Below are 22,564 nucleotides of genomic sequence, written 5' to 3'. Positions count from 1 at the left end.
GGGAAGCCTTTATTATCAAAATTGCTGCCAATACGACCGCCAGGTCACCCAGAGGTTGCGTCTGATCTCGGCTTTTCCTACAGAGGCAGGCAAACGCGGAACAAGGCCCCTTTGCCAAGGGTACTCTCGACAGTGATGCGACCACCATGGGCGACGACGATCTGCTCGGAAATATACAACCCCAGCCCCAGTCCCGCGGCGACCTGACTGCCGGAAACCCGCTCGAACTGTTGGAAGATCCGCGCCTGATCATCTTCGCCGATACCGATGCCCCGGTCACGCACTTCGATCCGCGCTTCGCCGTCGTGGCGATAGACACGCACCTCGATCGGACTCTTGGCACCGTAGCGCAAGGCGTTGGTCAGCAGATTGGAGACCACCTGCTCGATGCGAAAGCCATCCCAGTTGCCCGACAGCGACGCATCGCCCGAATAGCTGATCACCGACCCGGCCGCCGCCACCTGCGGCGCGAAGCGCTCCAACAACCGGGTCACCAGTTGCACCAGGTCCACGCGTGCGGGACGGATCGACAACTTGCCGGTGCGGATCCGCGAGACATCGAGCATGTCTTCGATCAGGCGAATCAGGCTCTGGATCTGCCGCTCGTCCCGCTCGACCATGGCGCGCATCTTGTCCAGGGTGAAGGCGTCGGCATTGCCCTGGGCCAGGTGCATCTTGCGCAACTGGTTTTCCAGACTCAGGCCGTTGAGCGGCGTGCGCACCTCATGGGACATGATCGACATGAAATCGTCGCGCATGCGCACCGCGCGCTCCAACTCTTCCTGGGTCGCCTGCAATTTGCGCAGCAGGACTTCCTGCTCGAGGCGGCTTTGTTTCAGGGCCTCGACTTGCGCTTGCATCGCCTTGCCCTGGCGATAGAGGTCGACGAAAACGCCGACCTTGCTCTTCACCGCATGGGGGTCCAGGGGTTTGTACAGGAAATCCACCGCCCCGCTCTCGTAGCCCTTGAAGGCGTAATTGAGCTCGCGGTCGGCGGCACTGACGAAGACGATGGGAATATTCCTGGTTCTCTCGGTGCTGCGCATCAACTCGGCCAGTTCGAAACCATCCATGCCCGGCATCTGCACATCGAGTATGGCCATGGCGAATTCGTGCTGCAGCAGCAGCGACAGCGCTTCATCGGCCGAGAGCGCCTTGTAGACCACACGGTCCCGTCCCTTGATCAGCGCTTCCAGCGCCAGCAGATTCTCCGGCAGATCATCGACGATCAGCAGTTTGGCCCGGATAGTACTCAACATGGGGTTCGTTCCAGCTCGACCAGCAAACGGCCAATGCCCTGCAAGGAAAGGAGATAGTCCGGTTGGAGCAACGCCAACGCGGCTTCGGGCATGGTTGCCACCCGGGCTTCGCGCGGGTCCTGCACCACGGTCAGGCCGCCCTCGCGCTGGATCTGCGCCAGGCCCCGGGCGCCGTCCTGATTGGCTCCGGTCAAGAGTACGCCCACCAGGCGCGCCCCATAAGTGTCCGCCGCCGATTCGAAGAGATAATCGATCGAAGGCCGCGAATAATGCTCTCGTTCTTCGCAACTGAAAGAAAAGCTGCGGTCCTGCTCGATCGACAGGTGATAGCCTGGGGCCGCGAAGTACAGGGTCCCCGGCACGATGCTCTCCTTGTCGCTCGCCTCTTTCACCGGCAGCGGCAGGCGCCGCGCAAAGACTTCGGCCAACTGGCTGCGGCGCCCTTCCGGCATATGCAGGACGGTCACGATCGGCAAGCCGAACCCCGCCGGCAGTTCCGCGAACAGACTCAGCAGGGCTTCGACCCCACCCGCCGAAGCGCCCACGACAACCGCCTCGACCCGCTTGCGATCGGTGATTTCAAATGCCAGGCCGCTCATGACTTACGGTAGATCCGCTCCTGCTTGACCAACGCCTCGAACCGCTTGCCATAGGATGAAAAGTCCAGCGTCTCCTTGCTGCCCAGCACCAGGAAACCACGATGGCACAACGATTCATGGAACAAGCCGAAGGCTCGATCCTGAAGTTTTTTATTGAAGTAGATCAATACGTTACGACACGAAATTAATTGTGTTTCGGAGAATACACTATCCGTCGCCAGGCTGTGGTCGGCAAAGGTCACGTTTTCCCGTAGGGTCTTGTCGAAAATCGCGTAGCCGTAGGCCGAGTGGTAGTACTCGGCAAGGTCCCGCTTGCCGCCGGACGCCAGGTAGTTGCCGGCATAGCTGCGCACGCTGTCAAGGGTAAAGATGCCTTGCTTGGCCTTTTCCAGCGAATGCGGGTTGATATCGGTCGCATAGATGATCGTGCGCTCCAGCAACCCCTCTTCACGCAGCAGGATCGCCATGGAGTACACCTCCTCCCCGGTGCTGCATCCGGCAATCCAGATCTTGATCGACGGATAGGTCCTGAGCAACGGCACCACCTCCCGGCGAATCTCCAGGAAATGGCTGGGATCGCGGAACATCTCGCTGACCGGAATGGTCAGGAACTGCAGCAGTTGCAGGAACGCCGCCGGGTCGTGCAGCACCCGCTCCTGCAGGGCCGAGATGGTCGCGCAATCAAGCTGGGTCAGCGCATGCTGGACCCGGCGCTTGATCGAAGCGCCGGAATAATCGCGAAAATCATAGCTGTACTTGAGGTAGATGGCCTCGATCAACAACCGCAACTCTATATCGCTACTTCGCTCCACTAGATCCTTTCCATTTTCGGTAGCCATACGCGGATCAACGAGAACAGGCGGTCCAGGTCAATGGGTTTGGCCAGGTAGTCGTTGGAACCGGCCTGCAGGCAGCGCTCCTGGTCATCCTTCATGGCCTTGGCCGTTACCGCAATGATCGGCAGCTTGCGCCAGCGCGGGTCCTTGCGGATTTCCAGGGTGGCTTCATAGCCATCCATCTCCGGCATCATCACATCCATCAACACCAGATCGATGTCCTCCACCTCGTTGAGTCGTTCAATCGCTTCGAGGCCATTGCGACCGATTTCGACAATGGCGCCCTTGTGCTCCAGTGCACTGGTCAGGGCGAAGATGTTGCGCACGTCATCGTCCACCAGCAGGATCTTGCGCCCTTCGAACACCTTGTCGCGGCTGCGGGCGGTCTTGAGCATGCGTTGCCGCTCGTTGGACAACTGGGATTCGACTTTGTGCAGGAAGAGTGTCACTTCATCGAGCAGGCGCTCCGGCGAGCGGGCGCCCTTGATGATGATCGAGCGTGAATATTTGTGCAGCTCGGCCTCTTCGTCGCGGGTCAGGTTGCGCCCGGTATAGACGATCACCGGCGGGAAGGCACGGATGCCGTCGGTGGACATGCGCCTGAGCAGCTCGTTACCGAGCATGTCCGGCAACTTGAGGTCGATGATCATGCAGTCGTAGATGGTGTCGCGCAGCAGGTCCAGGGCGTTCTGCGCCAGGCCCACGGCGGTGATCTCGATATCGTCGTCGCCGATCAGCCGGGCGATGCTGTCGCGCTGCAGGTCGTCGTCCTCCACCAGCAGCACACGCTTGACCTTCTGGGTCAGCTTGGCCTCCAGGCGCGAGAAGATCTCCTTGAGCTCTTCGCGGGTGGTCGGCTTGACCGCATAGCCCATGGCGCCCATGTGCATGGCGGCCTCGATACGGTCCTCCACGGAAATCACATGCACCGGGATGTGCCGGGTCGGAGCCTGCTCCTTGAGGCGCTGCAACACCATCAGGCCGGAGTGATCCGGCAGGCGCATGTCCAGCAGGATCGCATCGGGGATGAACTGGGCGGCGAGCGCACAGCCCTCGTCCGCGCCATGGGCCACCAGGCACTGGTAGCCCAGCTCATGGGCCAGGTCGTAGAGAATCTGGGCAAATTTCGACTCATCTTCGATCACCAGGATACAGCGTGTGCTGAACGGTGCTTTTTCACGGTCGTCGGCAAAGCGCTGGATCGGCACTTCCACGGCCACCGACGGCGGGTTGCGCGGCTCATCCAGGGGTTCCAGCCGCGCTGGGGGCGCCACCACCGGCGCCGGGGCCTCGCCGGCCCGGTGTTCCACATACTGCTCCGGCAACACCAGGGTAAACACGCTGCCATGCCCGGGCTGGCTGGCAACGCTGATGGAACCGCCGAGCAGCGCCGCCAGATCGCGGGAAATCGACAGTCCCAGCCCGGTGCCGCCATAGCGCCGATTGGTGGTACCGTCCGCCTGGCGAAACGCTTCGAAAATGCTCTGGTGCTGGTCGGCGGCGATACCAATGCCGGAGTCGCGTACGGCAAAGGCAATACCGACACCGGGCTGGCGGGAAACGCTCAGGCTGACCCGACCGGTCTCGGTGAACTTGATGGCGTTGGACAGCAGGTTCTTCAACACCTGTTCCAGTCGCTGACGGTCGGTGAACAGCGTCAGCGGGGCGTCGGCGCGCACTTCGACCTCGAAACCCAGCTGTTTTTCGTAGGCCAGGGGCAGGAACGTATCCTGCAGCGCCGCCACCAGGCGCTCGACGCTGGCATTTTCCGGACGCACCTCCAGCCTGCCGGCCTCGACCTTGGAGATGTCGAGGATATCGTTGATCAGGTTCAACAGGTCGTTGCCGGCGCTATAGATCGATTCGGCGAACTTGACCTGTTCGTCGCTGAGATTGCCCTGGGCGTTCTCCGACAGCAGCTTGGCCAGGATCAACGAGCTGTTGAGCGGCGTACGCAACTCATGGGACATGTTGGCCAGGAATTCGGACTTGTACTTGCTCGACCGTTGCAGCTCCTGGGCGCGCTCCTCGAGTTGTACCTGGGCCAGGTTCAACTCGTTGTTCTTGATGTCCACCGCGTCGCGCTGTTCGGCCAGGGCCTGCGCCTGTTCGGCCAACTGTTCGTTGGTCTGTTCGAGTTCGCTCTGCTGGGTTTCCAGGTGGGCCTGAGACTCCTTGAGCACCTGGGACTGTTCTTCCAGCTCTTCGTTGGCGGTCTTCAGTTCTTCCTGCTGGACCTGCAGCTCTTCGTTGAGCTGCTGGGTCTCGGCCAGGACCTCCTGCAAGCGCTGGCGGTAGCGCGCAGCCTCGATGGAGGTGCCGATGTTGCCGGCGATCAGTTCCAGCAACTCGACGTCACGGTCGTCCAGGGGACGCAGGAAACCCAGCTCGATCACCCCATTGACCCGCTCGTCGTTGCGGGTCGGTACCACCAGCACGCTGCGTGGCGAACCGTCGCCCAACCCCGAACTGACCTTGAAGTAGTCCACCGGCACATCGTCCAGGCGAATCAGCCGCCTCTGGCCCGCGGCTTGGCCGACCAGGCCTTCATCGCTAAGGATCGATTGCTCCTGGCTCTCCTGCTCGCGGGAGAAGCCATAGCTGGCCACGCGGGTCAGGGCACCCTGCTCCTCGCGGACATACAACGCCGCCACGGCACTGCCCAGGTATTGCGCACAGAATTGCAGGATATTGTGCCCCAGCAGCTGGAGGGTCAGTTGGCCCAGCACCTGCTCGGCCAGTTCGGTCTGGCCACTGCGCAGCCAGGCTTGCTGCTCCAGGCGCTCCGAACTCTTGAGCTGTGACTCGAGGTTTTTTGCATAACTACTTGAAAGTGATAACAAATCACGTCGACCAACAAAAGCCAGCAAGGCGCTCAGCCCCAATACAAAGATGAGGTAGAGGACGATGCTCCAGATCGTGGTACGGCTCACGGCTTCGTTACGCGCGAGACGCAATTGCTGCTCCATGTCGATGGCGCTTTCGAACTCGCCACGAATCTCGTCGTTCAGGCGTTTGCCGTGCCCCGTCTTGACCACCGCCCGGTAGTCGCCGCCGGTACGCTGCAAATTGATCATCGCTTGAGCGTACTCGGCCCAGGCGCCCTGCAAGGCTTCGATGCGCTTGAAGCGATCGACCTGTTGCGGGTTATCCGCGACCAGTTCCTGCAAGCCGCGCAGTTCGGCAACGATCTTCGGTTTGGAGACATCATAGGCGTCAAGGAAATGCTCATCACCGGTAATCTGGAAACCGCGCATGCTGGTTTCAAGATCGACCGAGAGCTTCATCGCTTCGTTGGTGTTATTGATGACCCGGTCGGTATGCTCGACCCACTGGATCACCGACAGCAAATAGGTGATCAGCGCGACGAAAAACACCGCGCTGAGGACCCCAACGCCCAAGGGTAGGCTGATATTACGACTCAACAACTTGCGAAAACTTTGTTCATCCACCGAAGACGAAGAATTCATTTCTGGGCCTGGCTTATTAAAGTCGTTGATTTTCAAGGAGTCCGCCGTGAGTCCGACTCAAAGCCTCACCTTTTTTCTCACAGCTTAGAAGGCAATCTGGCAGAGCGCACTGCCGTGATGTGTTGAGCCAACCTTAGCCTATCCTCTTGTACAGTCGGATCTTTTTGTACAGGCACAGGCACTTGTCTGGTCTGATGGCTGACCGATGCAGGCCATCGGCAAGCCATTTTCCATCGACAACCTTAGACAAAACATCACAAATACAATCTAACTTATTAATTTTTATAGGATTATTATTCTAGAATTCACTTTAACTTCACCTTCCTGCCTGCCGGCGCATTGACGCCTCCAGGCTCAGCGTGTTCTCCTATCGGCCTTGTTTTGGGTGCCCTTCACAGGGTGAAACGGGAAACCGGTGCGTCAGTCTGCATGTATCCATGCCTGATCAGTCCGGTGCTGCCCCCGCAACGGTAAGCGAGAGAAGCGTCAGATCCACTGTGCCGACAGCGGCATGGGAAGGCGACGCTTGAAGGTCCGGGCCTTGCCCGAATCCCTCGCAAGCCCGGAGACCGGCCCAGAAAAAATCAATGACAAACCTGCGGTGGGCAGGCGCTGTTGTAACCTCCGGGCACCCGTGCGCCGAGGTTCTTCGCGCCTTTCCGCCTGATGACATTTCAAAGGGAAGCGCCATGTCAACCACGACCGCCCGCCATTCGACCGCCATCACCACCCAGAGCCAACGCCTCGCCGCCGCCATCGGTGCCCTGGTATTGGGCGCGGCCCTGGTCTATTTCGCCGGTTTCTCCCATATCGCCGCCGTGCACAATGCCGCGCACGATACCCGTCACAGCTCCGCCTTCCCGTGCCATTGAGACGCCAGCCATGATCAAGCGTATTGCGCAAACGGCAGGGTTCACCGGTTTGCTGGCCGCCTTGCTGCTGACCCTCCTGCAAAGCTTCTGGGTCGCGCCGTTGATTCTCCAGGCGGAAACCTATGAGAAAGCACCGGCAGCCGAGGCTCACGAACACGAGCACGCCGCCATGGCCGGGCACGAACACGACGAAGAAGCCTGGGAGCCGGAAGATGGCTGGCAGCGTGTACTGTCCACCACCGGGGGCAACCTGGTGGTGGCCGTTGGTTTCGCCCTGATGCTGGCCGGCCTCTATACCCTGCGCGCACCGAACCGCACCGCCCAGGGCCTGCTCTGGGGACTGGCCGGTTACGCGACCTTCTGCCTGGCGCCGACCCTGGGTTTGCCGCCGGAACTGCCGGGTACCGCGGCGGCGGACTTGCTGCAACGGCAGATCTGGTGGGTCGGCACCGCCGCGTCCACGGCGGTCGCCATTGCCCTGGTGGTATTCGGCCAGCATTGGGCACTCAAGGTACTGGGCGTAGCCATTGTCGTGGTGCCCCATGTGATCGGCGCACCGCAGCCGGAGGTGCATTCCAGCCAGGCGCCGCAAGCCCTGGCGGCACAGTTCAAGATCGCCTCGCAGTTGACCAATGCCGCGTTCTGGCTGGCCCTGGGCCTGATCAGTGCCTGGCTGTTCCGCCGCCAGACCGACGATCACTACTCGGCATGAACAAAACGCCGGCGGCAGCAACCCTCGCGGTGGGCTTCGGCTGTCGGCGCGGGTGCGACGCTGCGACCTTGCAGGCCTTGCTGGAGCAATCGCTGCGGGTCCAGCGGATCGACCTTGGAGCAATCAAGGGGTTAGCGAGCATCGAGGGGAAAAAGGATGAACCGGGACTGCTCGAACTCGCCCAGCGGCTGAACCTGCCCCTGGTATTCTTCAGCGCGGCTGAGTTGGCTGCCTACGAGACACGACTCAGCCATCGCTCCCGTTTGGCCTTTGAACAGACCGGTTGCCATGGTGTCGCCGAAAGCGCCGCGCTGGCCTTGGCCGAACAGCTCGGGCAAGGTCGTGCGACGCTTCTGATTTCACGCCAGAAGCACCCGCAAGCGACCTTTGCACTGGCCTGGACCGGGCAAAACCCCCGATAATCCCCGCCTGTTACATGAACGTTGTTCATGTGCAACCTTGTGCAGACACATTCAGGGAATGTCATGACCGTCTATTTCATCGGCGCCGGCCCCGGCGATCCGGAACTCATCACCGTCAAGGGCCAGCGCCTGATCCGTAGCTGCCCGGTGATCATCTACGCCGGTTCCCTGGTGCCTGAAGCCGTCCTGCAGGGCCACTGCGCCACTCAGGTGGTCAACAGCGCCGAGCTGCACCTGGAGCAGATCATCGACCTGATCAAGGCGGCCGATGCCCTGGGCCAGGACGTGGCACGGGTGCATTCGGGTGATCCATCCCTCTACGGCGCCATCGGCGAACAGATCCGCCATCTGCGCGAACTGGGCATTGCCTATGAAATCGTCCCCGGCGTGACCGCGACCGCCGCCTGCGCCGCCTTGCTCGGCGCCGAGCTGACGTTGCCGGATATTTCCCAGAGCGTGATCCTCACCCGCTACGCCGACAAAACCGCGATGCCGGCCAGCGAAGAACTGGGCAGCCTGGCTCGGCACCAGGCGACCATGGCGATTCACCTGGGGGTCAATCACCTGGCAAGAATCATCGACGAACTGCTTCCCCATTACGGCGCGGACTGCCCGATCGCGGTGATTCATCGCGCCACCTGGCCCGACCAGGACTGGGTACAGGGGACGCTTGCGGATATCCTGGCCAAGGTCGAGGCCAAGGGTTTCCGCCGCACGGCCCTGATCCTGGTGGGACGCGTGCTGGCCAGCGACCACTTCAGCGAGTCTTCGCTGTATCGCGCCGGCCACGCCCATCTTTATCGACCTTGATCGCCTGGAGGAATGACCGATGTCCGAAGCGTTGTTTTCCGGCGCCAAGCTGGCCCTGATCTGCGGCGATGAGCTGCTGACCTATCTGCGTGACTTGAAGGACAGCATCCCCTATCCCGGGTATTGGGACTTTGCCGGCGGCGGTCGCGAAGGTGACGAAACCCCGACCGAATGCGCCCTCAGGGAGCTGGACGAGGAGTTTTCCCTGCGCATCGAGGCCGAGCGCATCGAATGGGTACGGCGCTACCCCAGTGTCACCCAGCCCAATACCCACTCGTGGTTTCTGGTAGGACAACTCAAGCGTGCGGAAATCGAGGCGATTCGATTTGGCGACGAAGGCCAATACTGGCGGATGATGCCGATTGCCGAATACCTGGAACACCCATTGGGCGTGCCCTATCTGCAGGAGCGTCTGCGTGATTATCTGGACACTCTCCCGCAGGAGCAGGACGATGGCCTGCGCTGAAACACCGACCTGTAGGAGCCGGCTTGCTGGCGATGAGGCCCGTAAGTCATGTATCGACTATCCGGCCGCCATCGCCAGCAAGCCGGCTCCTACAAGGGTCGCCTTCAGCCTTGAGTACAAGGCATAAAAAACGGTGCTCACGGGCACCGTTTTTTTATCCATCCAAGCGCAGTGAACGCCCTGCTACCGAACTCAGTAGTAGGCGTTTTCTTTTTGCGTATGGTCGGTGACGTCACGCACGCCCTTGAGCTCGGGAATCCGCTCGAGCAAGGTGCGCTCGATGCCTTCCTTCAGGGTCACGTCGGCCTGGCCGCAGCCCTGGCAACCACCGCCGAACTGCAACACGGCAATACCGTCCTCGACCACATCGATCAGGGTGACCTGGCCGCCGTGGCTGGCCAGCCCCGGGTTGATCTCGGTTTGCAGGTAGTAGTTGATGCGCTCGTTGATCGGGCTGTCGGCGTTGACCATCGGCACCTTGGCGTTGGGGGCCTTGATGGTCAACTGGCCGCCCATGCGGTCGGTGGCGTAATCGACTACCGCATCGTCGAGGAAGGCTTCGCTGAAGGCATCGATCCACGCGGTGAAGCTCTTGAGCCCCAGCGCGGTGTCTTCAGGCTTTTCTTCACCCGGCTTGCAGTAGGCAATGCAGGTTTCGGCGTACTGGGTACCCGGCTGGGTAATGAAGATGCGGATGCCGATCCCCGGGGTGTTCTGCTTGGACAGCAGGTCAGCCAGGTAATCGTGGGCGGCATCGGTAATGGTTATGGCGCTCATGGAATCTCCTCACAGATTGGCGCCAGTTTACGCCAATCGGGCCGCCGGACAAAGTCCCAGTATTTTTGTCGGGAAAGCAGCGCCGCCACTGGCTCGAACCCACGATCCAGTCAACGCGTCCTCCTCAAAGGTTCTCGTAGCGGTTCATGTCCAGCACCCCGGCATTCACCGGATCGGTTTCCTGCAGGTAGGTGGTCAGGTCATGGAAATACTGCCAGAACTGCGGATGGCTGCGGCGAATCCCCCAGCGCTGGACAATCTGCTCGAACCCGGCGGCGTCCTTGGCCTGCTCCATGGCATCGACGAACGCCGGCACCTGATCGGCCGGCACATTGAACATGAAGTTCGGATAGCTGGTGAGGACGCCCGGGTAAATGATCACGCTGTCCAACCCCGGCTGATAGCGAGACTCCTCGCCGAGCATGAACGCCACGTTGCTGTGGGCGCGATTGCGCAACAGGCTATAGATCTCGCGCTTGCCGCTGCGGCTTTCGATGCGCAGCATCGTCGCTTCCGGCAACTGGTCGATGACCTTGAGCCCGGCAGCCGGGCGCGAGGTCAGTCGACTGAGGGACTGCTCGGCCTCTTGCAACCCGGGATCGATATTCGGACGTGAACAGTACGCGCCCTCACAGCGGTTGATCGGGTCCGGATGGGCGTTGAGATCGCCGTAGCGCAGCAGCAACTGCCGGGCGAAGTCGCGCTTGGGATCCTTTTCATCGAGTTTCAGGGCGCTCGGCTTGCTGTCGTCGATGCGCTCGTAGTCCAGCCACATCTTCAGCTGGCCGCCGTTCTGGTACCAATCGTCGAGGTAGGCGTCACGGGAATTCGCCGGCATCAGGCGCAGGAAGTTCTGCTCGGCACCGTTGCGGATCAGGTCGAAATACAGTCGCGTCTGGGCCTGGTGCGACACATTGCCGAACACATCGAAGTTCACCGCCAGTTGGTAATAGGTACGCTCCAGCAGCGGGTAGTCAAACAGCCACATGGTTTGCGGCACCTCGCCGATCAGGCCCTTGCTGACCGTGGCGCTGTCGAAATGGCGGAAAATGCTCAGCAACGCATTGTCGTTGCCGGCCCACAAGGTCGACCAGCTCGGCGCCCGAACATTCGCGTAGGCATCCCGGCGCAAGGCTTCATACTCGTTGCGCTTGTCGCGATAAGCCAGCCACAGGCTCAACACGCTGCCGACGTCGTCGTTCTGTCCGGGCATCGCCAGCAACGGCGTCGCAGCCCCGCGATAACTCGGGTCGGTGATGTAGAGATCATGCTCCGGGGCCTGGAACAATGCCCAGAAGTGGTCACGAATCACGTCGGTAGCAATCTGCCCACGACAGACCGGCCCACGGATAAAGGTGTCGACGAAGTACTCGGCGTTGTCGAGCATGAACTGGTAGCGCGCCGCCGCCGGGATCGCCTCGAAGGTCTCGAAGGGGTTGGCCCGACGCTGCGGGCCGTAGCCCGGCAAGGCCGTGACCTGCCAGTTGCCGCTGTAGAACAGGGTCTTGATCCGCGCCATTTTCGCCGCGCTCAGGCCATAGGTGATATGGGTCTTGTAGACGATGACCCCCGCTACCGGCATCAGCCGGTAGTAGACCTGGGTACCCGGATCGTCGTTGGGACGTCGGGTGGCAATCAGGTCGATGGGTCGCCCGCTGGGCGTACGCGAACGCACCCACTGGAAGAAATGCCCCGGCTCGCCGCCGGCAAAGTAGATATGGGCCAGGAACCAGTGCTCGAAGAGCCAGCGCGCGACCAGGCTTTCCCGGGCTCCCGGCGCATTGAGCAGGTTTTCCCACGCGGTGATCTGCACCGCCTCCCGGGCGCTGGGCAGGAGGCCGCGCTCATCGACGGGCGCTCCAGCGGCGAGCCAGCGTTGCAGGGTCTGGTACTGCTGATCGGTCAGGCCGGTCACGGCCAGCGGCATGCCCTCTTTCGGATGGGCGCCGGCATAGGCGGCAAACTCCCCCGGCAGCGGGCACATGTTCTCGCGCTCCAGGCCCAGCGTAATCTCCTCGGGCAACTTGGCGTTGGGTTGCAGCGGGGTCCGATGCCCCAGCTCCAGCATCCGCGCCATCAGCGCGGCCTGGCTGCCCTGGGCATCGAGCACCGAGTAGAAGCCCTTGTCCCGCCAGGCCGCCGGCCCCTGGGCATCGACGAACAAGCGGGTCGGGCTCGACACCTCGCTGCGCGCACCGTCGTAGACCAGGGCTTTCGAAGCCCCCCGGGTGGCCCCTTCCGCGCTGCCCAGGTTGAGCTGGCACGCCGAGTCATAACAGGCGTGGCAGGCCACGCATTTCTCGGTGAAAATCGGCTGGATATCGCGGGTGTAGGAAATCGCCGGCGCCGGACCTTGCGCCTGGGCGACACCGCCAGCCCATATCAAGAGGAAAAAGCTTATGACTCTGCGCGACATATCCCTGGTCCTTAAAGAAAAACGCCGCAATTCTACCGCGTAACCGGCCCGCCAACATGAGCGATATTCATGCAAATCGCCGTCATGCTCTAAAAGCGTACAGGTTTGCTATGATCGCGGCTCTTCTGTATTCGCCTTCCAGGTAGTTTCCATGTCCGATCGCAGTGCTCGCCTCCACGCCCTCCAGCAAGCTCTCAAGGAGCGCATCCTGATTCTCGACGGCGGCATGGGCACCATGATCCAGAGCTACAAGCTCGAGGAGCAGGACTATCGCGGCAAACGCTTCGCCGACTGGCCCAGCGACGTAAAGGGTAACAACGACCTGCTGGTCATCACCCGTCCGGATGTGATCGGCGCCATCGAGAAGGCTTACCTGGATGCCGGCGCGGACATCCTGGAAACCAACACCTTCAACGCCACCCAGGTGTCCCAGGCCGACTATGGCATGGAAGCGCTGGTCTACGAACTCAACGTGGAAGGCGCCCGCCTGGCGCGCAAGGTGGCCGACGCGAAAACCCTGGAGACCCCGGACAAGCCGCGCTTCGTCGCCGGCGTGCTCGGCCCGACCAGCCGTACCTGCTCGCTGTCCCCGGACGTGAACAACCCCGGTTACCGCAACGTGACCTTCGATGAACTGGTGGAGAACTACACCGAGGCCACCAAGGGCCTGATCGAAGGCGGCGCCGACCTGATCCTGATCGAGACCATTTTCGACACCCTCAACGCCAAGGCGGCGATCTTCGCCGTGCAAGGCGTGTATGAAGAGCTGGGTTTCGAACTGCCGATCATGATCTCCGGCACTATCACCGATGCCTCCGGCCGCACCCTGTCGGGCCAGACCACCGAAGCCTTCTGGAACTCCGTGGCCCATGCCAAGCCGATCTCGGTCGGTTTGAACTGCGCCCTGGGCGCCAGCGAACTGCGTCCGTACCTGGAAGAGCTTTCGGACAAGGCCAGCACCCGCGTTTCCGCGCACCCCAACGCCGGCTTGCCGAACGAATTCGGCGAATACGACGAACTGCCGGAAGACATGGCCAAGGTAGTCGAAGAGTTTGCCCAGAGCGGCTTCCTGAATATCGTCGGCGGTTGCTGCGGGACCACGCCAGCGCACATCCAGGCCATCGCCAAGGCGGTCGCCGGCTATGCGCCGCGTGCCATTCCGGACATCCCCAAGGCTTGCCGCCTGTCGGGCCTGGAGCCCTTCACCATCGACCGCCAGTCGCTGTTCGTCAACGTCGGCGAACGGACCAACATCACTGGCTCCGCCAAGTTCGCCCGGCTGATCCGCGAGGACAATTACACCGAAGCCCTTGAAGTCGCCCTGCAGCAGGTGGAAGCCGGTGCCCAGGTGATCGACATCAACATGGACGAGGGCATGCTCGACTCGAAGAAGGCCATGGTCACCTTCCTCAACCTGATCGCCGGCGAGCCGGACATCTCCCGTGTCCCGATCATGATCGACTCCTCCAAGTGGGACGTGATCGAAGCCGGCCTCAAGTGCATCCAGGGCAAGGGCATCGTCAACTCCATCAGCATGAAGGAAGGCGTCGAGCAGTTCATTCATCACGCCAAGCTGTGCAAGCGCTATGGCGCCGCCGTAGTGGTGATGGCCTTCGACGAGGCCGGCCAGGCCGACACCGAAGCGCGCAAGAAGGAAATCTGCAAGCGCTCCTACGACATCCTGGTGAACGAAGTCGGCTTCCCGCCGGAAGACATCATCTTCGACCCGAACATCTTCGCCGTCGCCACCGGCATCGAGGAACACAACAACTACGCCGTCGACTTCATCAACGCCTGCGCCTATATCCGTGACGAGCTGCCCTATGCGCTGAGCAGCGGTGGCGTGTCCAACGTGTCCTTCTCGTTCCGTGGCAACAACCCGGTGCGCGAGGCGATCCACTCGGTGTTCCTGCTGTACGCGATCCGCGCCGGCCTGACCATGGGTATTGTCAACGCCGGCCAGCTGGAGATCTACGACCAGATTCCGCTGGAACTGCGCAACGCCGTCGAGGACGTGATCCTCAACCGCACCCCGGAAGGCACCGACGCCCTCCTCGCCATCGCCGACCAGTACAAGGGCGACGGCAGCGTCAAGGAAGCCGAAACCGAGGAGTGGCGTAGCTGGGACGTCAACAAGCGCCTGGAACATGCACTGGTCAAGGGCATCACCACCCACATCGTCGAAGACACCGAAGAGTCGCGCCAGTCGTTCGCCCGCCCGATCGAAGTGATCGAAGGCCCGCTGATGTCCGGCATGAACATCGTCGGCGACCTGTTCGGCGCCGGGAAAATGTTCCTGCCCCAGGTGGTGAAGTCCGCCCGGGTGATGAAACAGGCGGTGGCCCACCTGATTCCGTTCATCGAGCTGGAGAAAGGCGACAAGCCGGAGGCCAAGGGCAAGATCCTGATGGCCACGGTCAAGGGCGATGTCCACGACATCGGCAAGAACATCGTCGGCGTGGTACTGGGTTGCAACGGCTACGATATCGTCGACCTCGGCGTGATGGTCCCGGCGGAGAAGATCCTGCAGGTGGCCAAGGAGCAGAAGTGCGACATCATCGGCCTGTCCGGGTTGATCACCCCGTCGCTGGATGAAATGGTCCATGTCGCCCGGGAAATGCAGCGCCAGGATTTCCACCTGCCGTTGATGATCGGCGGCGCGACCACCTCCAAGGCGCACACCGCGGTGAAGATCGAACCGCGCTACAGCAACGATGCGGTGGTCTACGTCACCGACGCCTCCCGCGCCGTGGGCGTGGCGACCCAGTTGCTGTCCAAGGAACTCAAGGCCGGTTTCGTCGAGAAGACCCGCGAGGAATATGTCGAAGTCCGCGAGCGCACCGCCAACCGCAGCGCTCGTACCGAACGCTTGAGCTACGCCGCGTCGATTGCCAAGAAGCCGCAGTTCGACTGGAGCAGCTACCAGCCGGTCAAACCGACCTTCACCGGCGCTCGGGTGCTGGACAACATCGACCTCAAGGTTCTGGCCGAATACATCGACTGGACGCCGTTCTTCATCTCCTGGGATCTGGCCGGCAAGTTCCCGCGCATCCTCGAGGATGAGGTGGTCGGTGAAGCCGCCACCGCGCTCTATGCCGATGCCCGGGAAATGCTCAACAAGCTGATCGACGAGAAGCTGATCAGTGCCCGTGCGGTCTTCGGCTTCTGGCCGGCCAACCAGGTGCGCGACGATGACCTGGAAGTCTACGGCGACGACGGCAAACCGCTGGCCAGGCTGCATCACCTGCGCCAACAGATCATCAAGACCGACGGCAAGCCGAACTTCTCCCTGGCCGACTTCGTCGCGCCGAAAGACAGCGGCATCACCGACTACGTGGGGGGCTTTATCACCACCGCCGGGATCGGCGCCGAGGAAGTCGCCAAGGCCTACCAGGACAAGGGCGACGACTACAACTCGATCATGGTCAAGGCCCTGGCCGACCGCCTGGCCGAGGCCTGCGCCGAGTGGCTGCACCAGCAGGTGCGGAAAAACTACTGGGGCTATGCCAAGGACGAGCAGTTGGACAACGAGGCGCTGATCAAGGAGCAGTACAGCGGCATTCGCCCGGCCCCCGGCTATCCGGCCTGCCCCGACCACACCGAGAAAGGCACCCTGTTCGCCCTGCTCGACCCGGCGGCCAGCGAAGGCAAGGCCGGCCAGAGCGGCGTGTTCCTCACCGAGCACTACGCCATGTTCCCGGCGGCGGCGGTCAGCGGCTGGTATTTCGCCCATCCGCAGGCGCAGTACTTCGCCGTGGGCAAGATCGACAAGGACCAGGTGCAAAGCTATACCGCGCGCAAGGGCCAGGAGCTGAGCGTCAGTGAACGCTGGCTGGCGCCGAACCTGGGTTACGACAACTGATCCAGGACCACGCGCCAGGGGAATTGTCTATGCTTTCCACACACAACCTTGTGTGTGGAGGCCTCCCATGGACGACCCGATCGACAACAAGCCGCCGACCTTCTGGCAAATGCTCCACAGCGTGATGGCGGCGGCCTTTGGCGTACAAAGCGGGAAGAACCGTGCCCGCGACTTTACCCATGGCAAGCCGAGCCACTTCGTGATGATCGGGGTACTGTTCACCGCGGTCTTCGGGCTGACGCTGTACGGTATCGTCAAGCTGGTGCTGCACTTCGCGGGCGTGTAGAAACACGCCCGCAACCTACAACCCTGATCTATTTCCGAACCGAAATCGCGATATTGATTGGCATTTTCCAATCAGAATTGGGTCTTCGCGCTTCCAGCTTGAGAACGCCATTGTAATAGCCCGCAGGTAATGCTTCATTTTCACCATAGGGATAGTACTCGAGCCGAAAAACCAGGGGGAAAAGCGTGCACCCCGCGAGGGCATTCATTTCCGACTTGCAATTATCACTCCTTATTCGCCGCCCCCAAAGTACAACATTGACATCTCGCCCCGCAGCATTGCGTAATTTCACATTAAGTCTGGTGGAGGGATTATGACCCGTGTGGGGTATTAACTCAGTGGGCCCCACCTCTGGAGATAGAGCAACGACTCCCTCTTCAAGGCCTGGCAAGATGGGTACGCTCAGTTCGGAAAAAATTTCAGAGTTTGCTCCGCCAGGACTGACAAGCATCATTTGTAGACCCGGCAATTCCGGAAAAAAGGCTGCTACGGTGGGCCCTCTCTCCCTGATAACGCGAGTGTTCTCGCTGTTGCCTACGACCCCCATGGGCAAGCCATTGTATCTTCTGTCCGGATCAGAAAAATAGTTTACCCTGGGGCAACGCGGACTGCACTCATAGGCCATGATCGTGCGCCAATAAGGCGAGACCGTCTTTTGTTGATACCCATGTGCATATCCGCTGCCCGTGCCTTCATGGCCGGCTCCAATGTTATGCCCGACCTCGTGGGCAAATGTATAGTTTCCCGTTGCATATCCAACAGACACAACAGCAAATGCGGTACTCTTGACAGCTCTCGTATGAGCCTTCCCTGCAAGTGCATTATTTGTTACCAGCATGACCACAGTATCAGCGAAACTCTCCCGGCGCAGATGTTGAATTTCCGAGTTTGTACCTATGCCCGCAAGTGCCTTTTCAAAACCCTCCACACCCCCTTCTTCATTATAATTGACAGCAAATATTCCGGCCGACTCAAAACGAATAGCAAGGCCGCTATTTTGCAACCCCTGATTGGCTTCGGCAAACATAAGCCTGGCCAACCCTTGCGGATCGGCAATCCGCGCCTGCGCACTCTTTGACATGACCAGCATAATGCGAATCGGTATATCGGCTCGCTCCGACTTGACCGTATCGTATACCGACACAGGTAGTGGGCCTTCTGTTTCCTGATCACCTTCGGGAGGAATAAGGCTTTCGTCCAACTCGATAATCGCGTGTTCACGCCCGCCCAATGGAACGATTCTAAAAAGTTTCGCAGCATAGCGTACGGTTCCACTGATCATTGTGCCGTTCACCGCCAGGATGACTTCGCCGCCTGCGATATCAGCCGGAGCACTGGCATTGCCTGCGGCATTGCGCACCTCTTGTACACGGCCATGCCAAACACCGATGGGTCCAGCCTCGCTTCCCTCCATGCGCAGCTCCCCGATCGTAGCGGTCAGGTCACGGGAAAGCTCAAGTTCAATCTGCTTAGTTGCCGCTGTAAGCGTGGAAACATCTGCTTGAGCGACCAGCACGGACTTGACGGCGGCGACGGACTTTTCTTGCTCCAGAATCGCCGTGGCTTCGGCCGTCATCACTTGATTGTCGGGCGCGGGTGACAGCAACTTTGTTTCAGCCGACGCACTCTGTACAAGCAGACAGGCCACAACAAAAAACAAGACTGAAGTAACAGAAGCGACTTGTCTCTTCATGACCCATATTCTTTCTGATGAATAGAGTCTTGATCTTGAGCTGAGCAAACGGGATTGCCCACTAGCAGAAATACTAGTTATTCAGTTCTATTCGAAATAGCGCTGATAGCCGACAGCGATAACCCAGTACGAAACTTCAAAGCCCCCAAGGCGCATAGGCCGCCGCAAAATCCGGTAGAGCCTGCCGAACTCAGGGCAGCAAGGTTTTCAGGGAGAATGGATAACGGTAGCTGTCCGGTTTGCCGCGGGCGCTCAGCGCCTTGAAATCGACGCGGTAATCCTCTCTGGCGCCGAACTTCAACAGCTTCTCGGCCTGGGCCTTGTCGATCAGTTCCAGCGCCTGGACCTGCCGCTCGCGGCCGCCATAACGGGTAAAGTCGATCCCGTCGGCATGGTCACGCAGCAACACCATCGCCCAGCCTCCCAGGGTGAAATGCCCGGCCACCAGCACGCTCAGGCGCCCGTCGATGCGCGCCCGGAGAATCTCCGGGGAGCTGTTGACAGCACTGAACAGGACATCCTGTCCCGGCCGGCGCCCGGCCTTTTCGAAGGCGGCCATGGCGCCCAGGGCCATTTCGTCGTTGGCGGACCACACCAGCGATGCCTGCGGATAGCGCCGGATCATCTGTTCGGCCTGATCGAAGGCCCGCGCGCGACTCCACTCGCCATAAACCAACTGGCGCAGGTGAACCTGCGGGGACTCCGCCAGGGCCCGGCGCATGCCTTTCTCGCGCAAATACGAAGCCGGAGTGAGCTTCATCCCGGCAAAGGCCAGCAGCTCGATGGGCTGGCCCGGCGCCTGCAACGAGCGTTGGCGGATCAGTTCCTTGAGCATCAGGTAACCGCCCTGCTCGTCGTTCTGCACCAGGCTGCCCAACAGCTCCGGCGCAGCGCCGAAGCGCTTGTCCTGGGCCGGTGTCAGCGTGTTGTTGACGATAAACAGCTTGACCCCAGTGCCCTCGGCCATCCGCAGGATTTGCGGGGCCACGGACTGTTCATTGACGAACAGCAGGTAATCGGGCCGAGGCGTGGCCTGCAGGACTTCATAGGCCTGGGCAAGGGTGGTTTGCGGGTTGCGTTCGCCATAGCGCACCGTAAGCCCCATGCCGAGATTGTGCGCAGCCGTCTGCATGAAGTGGGCATAGCTGACCCAGAACGGCTCGGTGGTGTAGCCAGGATTGAGAAATACCACCGTGGTCGCCGCCTGGGCCATCGCCCAGAACGGCAGGCTCAGGATCAGCAACCCTTTGCAGAGAGTCTTCAGCATGTCACCGCGCCCCGGAAAATAGCGGTGCAGTATAAAGGCAAAATGCCTGCGCCTCGTAGCAAACCATCGGAATTGTCCGACAACTGTTGTCATGACAATGCCGTCAGCCCGATCAGTTGCCCTCCTCTGTAGATGTAGGAGCGAGCTTGCTCGCGATGGGCGCCAACGATGATACGCGGCACCTTGGAGAAACGCGGTGCCCTGGCGTTCATCGCGAGCAATCGAGCGTCGACCGGCTGCTCCTACATGATGCCGCCTTACTTGTGGCTGACCCAGAACACCGCCGTGGCTACCACCAGGATGATCAGGAACAGGATCGCCCAGGCATCGACCGTGCTGTCGCTTTTCCTTGCTTTGACTGGATTGCTCATCGCATCGCCTCTTGTCGGTTTTATCGGTGATTGCTGCAAACTCGCTGATAGTTAAGTAGAGATTTGCCCGCACCACAAACGTGGGTATGGCTGGCCGACGTACGTTAGTCGTTTTGGTTCTGTGCATATACTCAAACATCACTTTTACGCATATCTGCAAACTGCTATCGTGCGCCGGCTCCATCATGGAGTGCGCGGCCGTGCGCGCAGAATTGTTGAGATACGCCGGGTGCCTGGGCCCCCGGGGTATTTATGAAGCCTGAGAACAGGATCTATATGTACGTATACGACGAGTACGATCAGCGGATCATCGAGGACCGCGTCAAGCAGTTCCGTGATCAGACCCGACGCTACCTGGCAGGTGAGCTGAGCGAAGAAGAGTTCCGCCCTCTGCGCCTGCAAAATGGCCTGTATGTGCAGCGTTTCGCCCCGATGCTGCGGGTTGCCGTGCCTTATGGCCAACTGACTTCGCGCCAGGCGCGAATGATGGCGCGGATCGCCCGCGACTACGACAAGGGCTACGCCCACGTCAGCACCCGGCAGAACGTGCAGTTCAACTGGCCGGCGCTGGAAGACGTGCCCGAGATCCTCGCCGAACTGGCCACCGTGCAGATGCACGCGATCCAGACCAGCGGCAACTGCCTGCGCAACGTCACCACCGACCAGTTCGCCGGTGTCGCCGCCGACGAGCTGGTCGACCCGCGCCCGTGGTGCGAGATCGTCCGCCAGTGGACCACCTTCCACCCGGAATTCGCCTACCTGCCGCGCAAGTTCAAGATCGCCATCAACGGCTCGACCTCGGACCGCGCAGCCATCGAAGTCCACGACATCGGCCTGGAGCCCGTGCATAACGCCGCCGGCGAACTGGGTTTCCGGGTCCTGGTGGGTGGCGGCCTGGGGCGTACCCCGGTGGTCGGTGCCTTTATCAACGAATTCCTGCCGTGGCAGGACCTGTTGAGCTATCTCGACGCCATCCTGCGGGTCTACAACCGCTACGGTCGTCGCGACAACAAGTACAAGGCGCGGATCAAGATCCTGGTCAAGGCCTTGACCCCGGAAGTCTTCGCCGAGAAAGTCGAAGCGGAAATGGTCCATCTGCGCGGCGGCCAGACCACCCTCACCGAGGCCGAAGTCCATCGCGTCGCCAAGCATTTCGTCGATCCGGATTACAAGACCCTGGACAACCAGGTCGCCGAACTGGCTGAACTGGACCAGCAGCACCCGGGTTTCGCCCGCTGGCGCATCCGCAACACCCTGGCCCACAAGAAAGCCGGCTATGTGGCCGTCACCTTGTCCCTCAAGCCCACCGGCGTAGCGCCGGGCGACGTGACCGACAAGCAGTTCGACGCCATCGCCGACCTGGCCGACCGCTACAGCTTCGGCCAACTGCGCACCTCCCACGAGCAGAACATCATTCTCGCCGACGTGGAGCAGAGCCAACTGTTCGCCCTCTGGGGTGAACTGCGCGAGCACGGCTTCGCCACGCCGAACATCGGCTTGCTGACCGACATCATCTGCTGCCCGGGCGGTGACTTCTGCTCCCTGGCGAACGCCAAGTCGATCCCCATCGCCGAGGCCATCCAGCGCCGTTTCGACGACCTGGACTACCTGTTCGACATCGGCGAGCTGGACCTGAACATTTCCGGCTGCATGAACGCCTGCGGCCACCACCATGTGGGCCACATCGGCATTCTCGGGGTGGACAAGAAAGGCGAAGAGTTCTACCAGGTGTCCCTCGGCGGCAGCGCCAGCCGTGACGCCAGCCTGGGCAAGATCCTCGGCCCTTCCTTCGCCCAGGACGACATGCCCGACGTGATCGAGAAACTGATCGACGTCTACGTGGAAAAACGTACCGAAGACGAACGCTTCATCGACACTTACCAGCGTATCGGTATCGACCCCTTCAAGGAGCGCGTCTATGCAGCGAATCATTAAGAACAATGCCGTCATCGACGAAACCTGGCATCTGCTGCCCAAGGACGCGTCCTTCGACGGTATCTCCAACTGCGACGACCTGATCGTGCCGTTGGCCTTGTGGCGCGACCACGGCCATGCCCTCAAGGTCCGTGACGGCGGACTGGGCGTCTGGCTGGACGCCGATGAAGAAGCCGAGGAAATCGGCGATGACGTGCAACACTTCCAGGTCATCGCCCTGAACTTCCCGGCCTTCACCGACGGTCGCAGCTACTCCAACGCCCGCCTGTTGCGTGACCGCTATGGCTACAAGAACGAACTGCGGGCGATTGGCGACGTGCTGCGCGACCAGCTGTTCTATATGCACCGCTGCGGTTTCGATGCCTACGCCCTGCGTGCGGACAAGGACCCGTACGAAGCCCTCGAAAGCCTCAAGGACTTCTCGGTGACCTACCAGGCCGCCACCGACGAACCGCTGCCGCTGTTCCGTCGCCGCTGAAACTGTCCGGCCCGGGTGCATCAAGCGCCCGGG

The 22,564-nt window shown here is 61.0% G+C and carries 17 protein-coding genes and 1 riboswitch; of the genes, 9 read left to right on the top strand and 8 right to left on the bottom strand.

The genetic code is table 11. The annotated features are described in order from the left end of the window. Positions 1-77: 77 nt before the first annotated feature. Genes UCMB321_RS14255 through UCMB321_RS14240 form a run of 4 tightly spaced genes read right to left on the bottom strand, consistent with a single transcriptional unit; the run spans position 78 to position 6,164 of the window. Entirely contained in the window at positions 78-1,259 is a 1,182-nt protein-coding gene (locus UCMB321_RS14255; RefSeq protein ID WP_040067802.1) for a hybrid sensor histidine kinase/response regulator, read from the bottom strand. Next, positions 1,253-1,858, bottom strand: coding sequence for a chemotaxis protein CheB (locus tag UCMB321_RS14250; RefSeq protein WP_052451202.1), 606 nt, complete (start codon positions 1,856-1,858; stop codon positions 1,253-1,255). Before UCMB321_RS14250 ends, UCMB321_RS14255 begins: the two co-directional genes overlap by 7 nt. Next, positions 1,855-2,697, bottom strand: coding sequence for a CheR family methyltransferase (locus UCMB321_RS14245; protein ID WP_209437173.1), 843 nt, complete (start codon positions 2,695-2,697; stop codon positions 1,855-1,857). Before UCMB321_RS14245 ends, UCMB321_RS14250 begins: the two co-directional genes overlap by 4 nt. Beyond that, positions 2,670-6,164 carry a response regulator gene (locus UCMB321_RS14240; protein WP_040067797.1) on the bottom strand — a complete coding sequence of 1,165 codons (3,495 nt, stop codon included), beginning with the start codon at positions 6,162-6,164 and terminating at the stop codon, positions 2,670-2,672. The genes UCMB321_RS14245 and UCMB321_RS14240 overlap by 28 nt, the downstream gene beginning before the upstream one ends. Before the next feature lie 366 nt (positions 6,165-6,530). Beyond that, positions 6,531-6,756, top strand: a riboswitch (cobalamin riboswitch). Between the two features lie 97 nt (positions 6,757-6,853). Between UCMB321_RS14240 and UCMB321_RS14235 the strand changes: the two genes are divergently transcribed. The 5 genes from UCMB321_RS14235 (at position 6,854) to UCMB321_RS14215 (ending at position 9,446) form a co-directional block, all read left to right on the top strand. Next, positions 6,854-7,036, top strand: coding sequence for a CbtB domain-containing protein (locus UCMB321_RS14235; protein WP_040067795.1), 183 nt, complete (start codon positions 6,854-6,856; stop codon positions 7,034-7,036). A 10-nt stretch (positions 7,037-7,046) separates the two neighbouring features. Next, positions 7,047-7,748 carry a CbtA family protein gene (locus UCMB321_RS14230; protein ID WP_040067792.1) on the top strand — a complete coding sequence of 234 codons (702 nt, stop codon included), beginning with the start codon at positions 7,047-7,049 and terminating at the stop codon, positions 7,746-7,748. Then, positions 7,745-8,170 (top strand): cobalamin biosynthesis protein, encoded by a 426-nt coding sequence (locus UCMB321_RS14225; protein WP_040067790.1) that lies wholly within the window; start codon positions 7,745-7,747, stop codon positions 8,168-8,170. The genes UCMB321_RS14230 and UCMB321_RS14225 overlap by 4 nt, the downstream gene beginning before the upstream one ends. Before the next feature lie 63 nt (positions 8,171-8,233). After that, on the top strand, positions 8,234-8,980 hold the full coding sequence (cobM, locus tag UCMB321_RS14220) for a precorrin-4 C(11)-methyltransferase (protein ID WP_040067787.1): 747 nt from the start codon (positions 8,234-8,236) through the stop codon (positions 8,978-8,980). 19 nt (positions 8,981-8,999) lie between these two features. Then, positions 9,000-9,446: an NUDIX hydrolase gene (locus UCMB321_RS14215; protein ID WP_040067785.1), complete on the top strand. Its 447-nt coding sequence runs from the start codon at positions 9,000-9,002 to the stop codon at positions 9,444-9,446. A gap of 192 nt (positions 9,447-9,638) precedes the next feature. On the opposite strand, the gene nfuA is transcribed toward UCMB321_RS14215, so the two are convergent. Together nfuA and UCMB321_RS14205 are read right to left on the bottom strand one after the other, a co-directional pair. Further along, positions 9,639-10,223 carry a Fe-S biogenesis protein NfuA gene (gene nfuA, locus UCMB321_RS14210; RefSeq protein ID WP_040067782.1) on the bottom strand — a complete coding sequence of 195 codons (585 nt, stop codon included), beginning with the start codon at positions 10,221-10,223 and terminating at the stop codon, positions 9,639-9,641. 124 nt (positions 10,224-10,347) lie between these two features. Beyond that, positions 10,348-12,639: a fatty acid cis/trans isomerase gene (locus UCMB321_RS14205; protein WP_040067780.1), complete on the bottom strand. Its 2,292-nt coding sequence runs from the start codon at positions 12,637-12,639 to the stop codon at positions 10,348-10,350. A 151-nt stretch (positions 12,640-12,790) separates the two neighbouring features. Here UCMB321_RS14205 and metH point away from each other — a divergent pair, with 151 nt between their 5' ends. Both metH and UCMB321_RS14195 read left to right on the top strand, forming a co-directional pair. Further along, positions 12,791-16,501, top strand: a complete 3,711-nt coding sequence (metH, locus tag UCMB321_RS14200) for a methionine synthase (RefSeq protein WP_040067779.1) — start codon at positions 12,791-12,793, stop codon at positions 16,499-16,501. Between the two features lie 67 nt (positions 16,502-16,568). Further along, positions 16,569-16,787, top strand: coding sequence for a DUF2970 domain-containing protein (locus UCMB321_RS14195; RefSeq protein ID WP_040067777.1), 219 nt, complete (start codon positions 16,569-16,571; stop codon positions 16,785-16,787). 28 nt (positions 16,788-16,815) lie between these two features. Here the strand turns inward: UCMB321_RS14195 and UCMB321_RS14190 are convergent, their stop codons facing one another. Both UCMB321_RS14190 and UCMB321_RS14185 read right to left on the bottom strand, forming a co-directional pair. Next, positions 16,816-18,480: a M12 family metallo-peptidase gene (locus UCMB321_RS14190; protein ID WP_040067775.1), complete on the bottom strand. Its 1,665-nt coding sequence runs from the start codon at positions 18,478-18,480 to the stop codon at positions 16,816-16,818. Positions 18,481-18,670: 190 nt separating this feature from the next. Further along, on the bottom strand, positions 18,671-19,747 hold the full coding sequence (locus UCMB321_RS14185) for an ABC transporter substrate-binding protein (RefSeq protein ID WP_040067772.1): 1,077 nt from the start codon (positions 19,745-19,747) through the stop codon (positions 18,671-18,673). 647 nt (positions 19,748-20,394) lie between these two features. On the opposite strand from UCMB321_RS14185, the gene UCMB321_RS14180 reads away from it, so the two are divergent. Together UCMB321_RS14180 and UCMB321_RS14175 are read left to right on the top strand one after the other, a co-directional pair. Beyond that, complete coding sequence (locus UCMB321_RS14180; RefSeq protein ID WP_040067770.1) at positions 20,395-22,053, top strand: nitrite/sulfite reductase; 1,659 nt, start codon at positions 20,395-20,397, stop codon at positions 22,051-22,053. After that, complete coding sequence (locus tag UCMB321_RS14175; protein ID WP_040067769.1) at positions 22,037-22,531, top strand: DUF934 domain-containing protein; 495 nt, start codon at positions 22,037-22,039, stop codon at positions 22,529-22,531. Before UCMB321_RS14180 ends, UCMB321_RS14175 begins: the two co-directional genes overlap by 17 nt. Positions 22,532-22,564: the final 33 nt, after the last annotated feature.

Origin of the sequence: Pseudomonas batumici, from assembly GCF_000820515.1 — a bacterium.
In the GTDB taxonomy this organism is placed as follows: Bacteria; Pseudomonadota; Gammaproteobacteria; order Pseudomonadales; family Pseudomonadaceae; genus Aquipseudomonas; species Aquipseudomonas batumici.
The sequence above is the reverse complement of the archived record's forward strand: the minus strand, read 5'-3'. Positions and strand labels throughout refer to the sequence as shown.

What these genes read in the sequence shown, in the direction of transcription:
- UCMB321_RS14255 (WP_040067802.1), bottom strand. Translation starts at nt 1,259, where the DNA reads ATGTTGAGTACTATCCGGGCCAAACTGCTGATCGTCGATGATCTGCCG.
- UCMB321_RS14250 (WP_052451202.1), bottom strand. Translation starts at nt 1,858, where the DNA reads ATGAGCGGCCTGGCATTTGAAATCACCGATCGCAAGCGGGTCGAGGCG.
- UCMB321_RS14245 (WP_209437173.1), bottom strand. Translation starts at nt 2,697, where the DNA reads ATGGCTACCGAAAATGGAAAGGATCTAGTGGAGCGAAGTAGCGATATA.
- UCMB321_RS14240 (WP_040067797.1), bottom strand. Translation starts at nt 6,164, where the DNA reads ATGAATTCTTCGTCTTCGGTGGATGAACAAAGTTTTCGCAAGTTGTTG.
- UCMB321_RS14235 (WP_040067795.1), top strand. Translation starts at nt 6,854, where the DNA reads ATGTCAACCACGACCGCCCGCCATTCGACCGCCATCACCACCCAGAGC.
- UCMB321_RS14230 (WP_040067792.1), top strand. Translation starts at nt 7,047, where the DNA reads ATGATCAAGCGTATTGCGCAAACGGCAGGGTTCACCGGTTTGCTGGCC.
- UCMB321_RS14225 (WP_040067790.1), top strand. Translation starts at nt 7,745, where the DNA reads ATGAACAAAACGCCGGCGGCAGCAACCCTCGCGGTGGGCTTCGGCTGT.
- cobM (WP_040067787.1), top strand. Translation starts at nt 8,234, where the DNA reads ATGACCGTCTATTTCATCGGCGCCGGCCCCGGCGATCCGGAACTCATC.
- UCMB321_RS14215 (WP_040067785.1), top strand. Translation starts at nt 9,000, where the DNA reads ATGTCCGAAGCGTTGTTTTCCGGCGCCAAGCTGGCCCTGATCTGCGGC.
- nfuA (WP_040067782.1), bottom strand. Translation starts at nt 10,223, where the DNA reads ATGAGCGCCATAACCATTACCGATGCCGCCCACGATTACCTGGCTGAC.
- UCMB321_RS14205 (WP_040067780.1), bottom strand. Translation starts at nt 12,639, where the DNA reads ATGTCGCGCAGAGTCATAAGCTTTTTCCTCTTGATATGGGCTGGCGGT.
- metH (WP_040067779.1), top strand. Translation starts at nt 12,791, where the DNA reads ATGTCCGATCGCAGTGCTCGCCTCCACGCCCTCCAGCAAGCTCTCAAG.
- UCMB321_RS14195 (WP_040067777.1), top strand. Translation starts at nt 16,569, where the DNA reads ATGGACGACCCGATCGACAACAAGCCGCCGACCTTCTGGCAAATGCTC.
- UCMB321_RS14190 (WP_040067775.1), bottom strand. Translation starts at nt 18,480, where the DNA reads ATGAAGAGACAAGTCGCTTCTGTTACTTCAGTCTTGTTTTTTGTTGTG.
- UCMB321_RS14185 (WP_040067772.1), bottom strand. Translation starts at nt 19,747, where the DNA reads ATGCTGAAGACTCTCTGCAAAGGGTTGCTGATCCTGAGCCTGCCGTTC.
- UCMB321_RS14180 (WP_040067770.1), top strand. Translation starts at nt 20,395, where the DNA reads ATGTACGTATACGACGAGTACGATCAGCGGATCATCGAGGACCGCGTC.
- UCMB321_RS14175 (WP_040067769.1), top strand. Translation starts at nt 22,037, where the DNA reads ATGCAGCGAATCATTAAGAACAATGCCGTCATCGACGAAACCTGGCAT.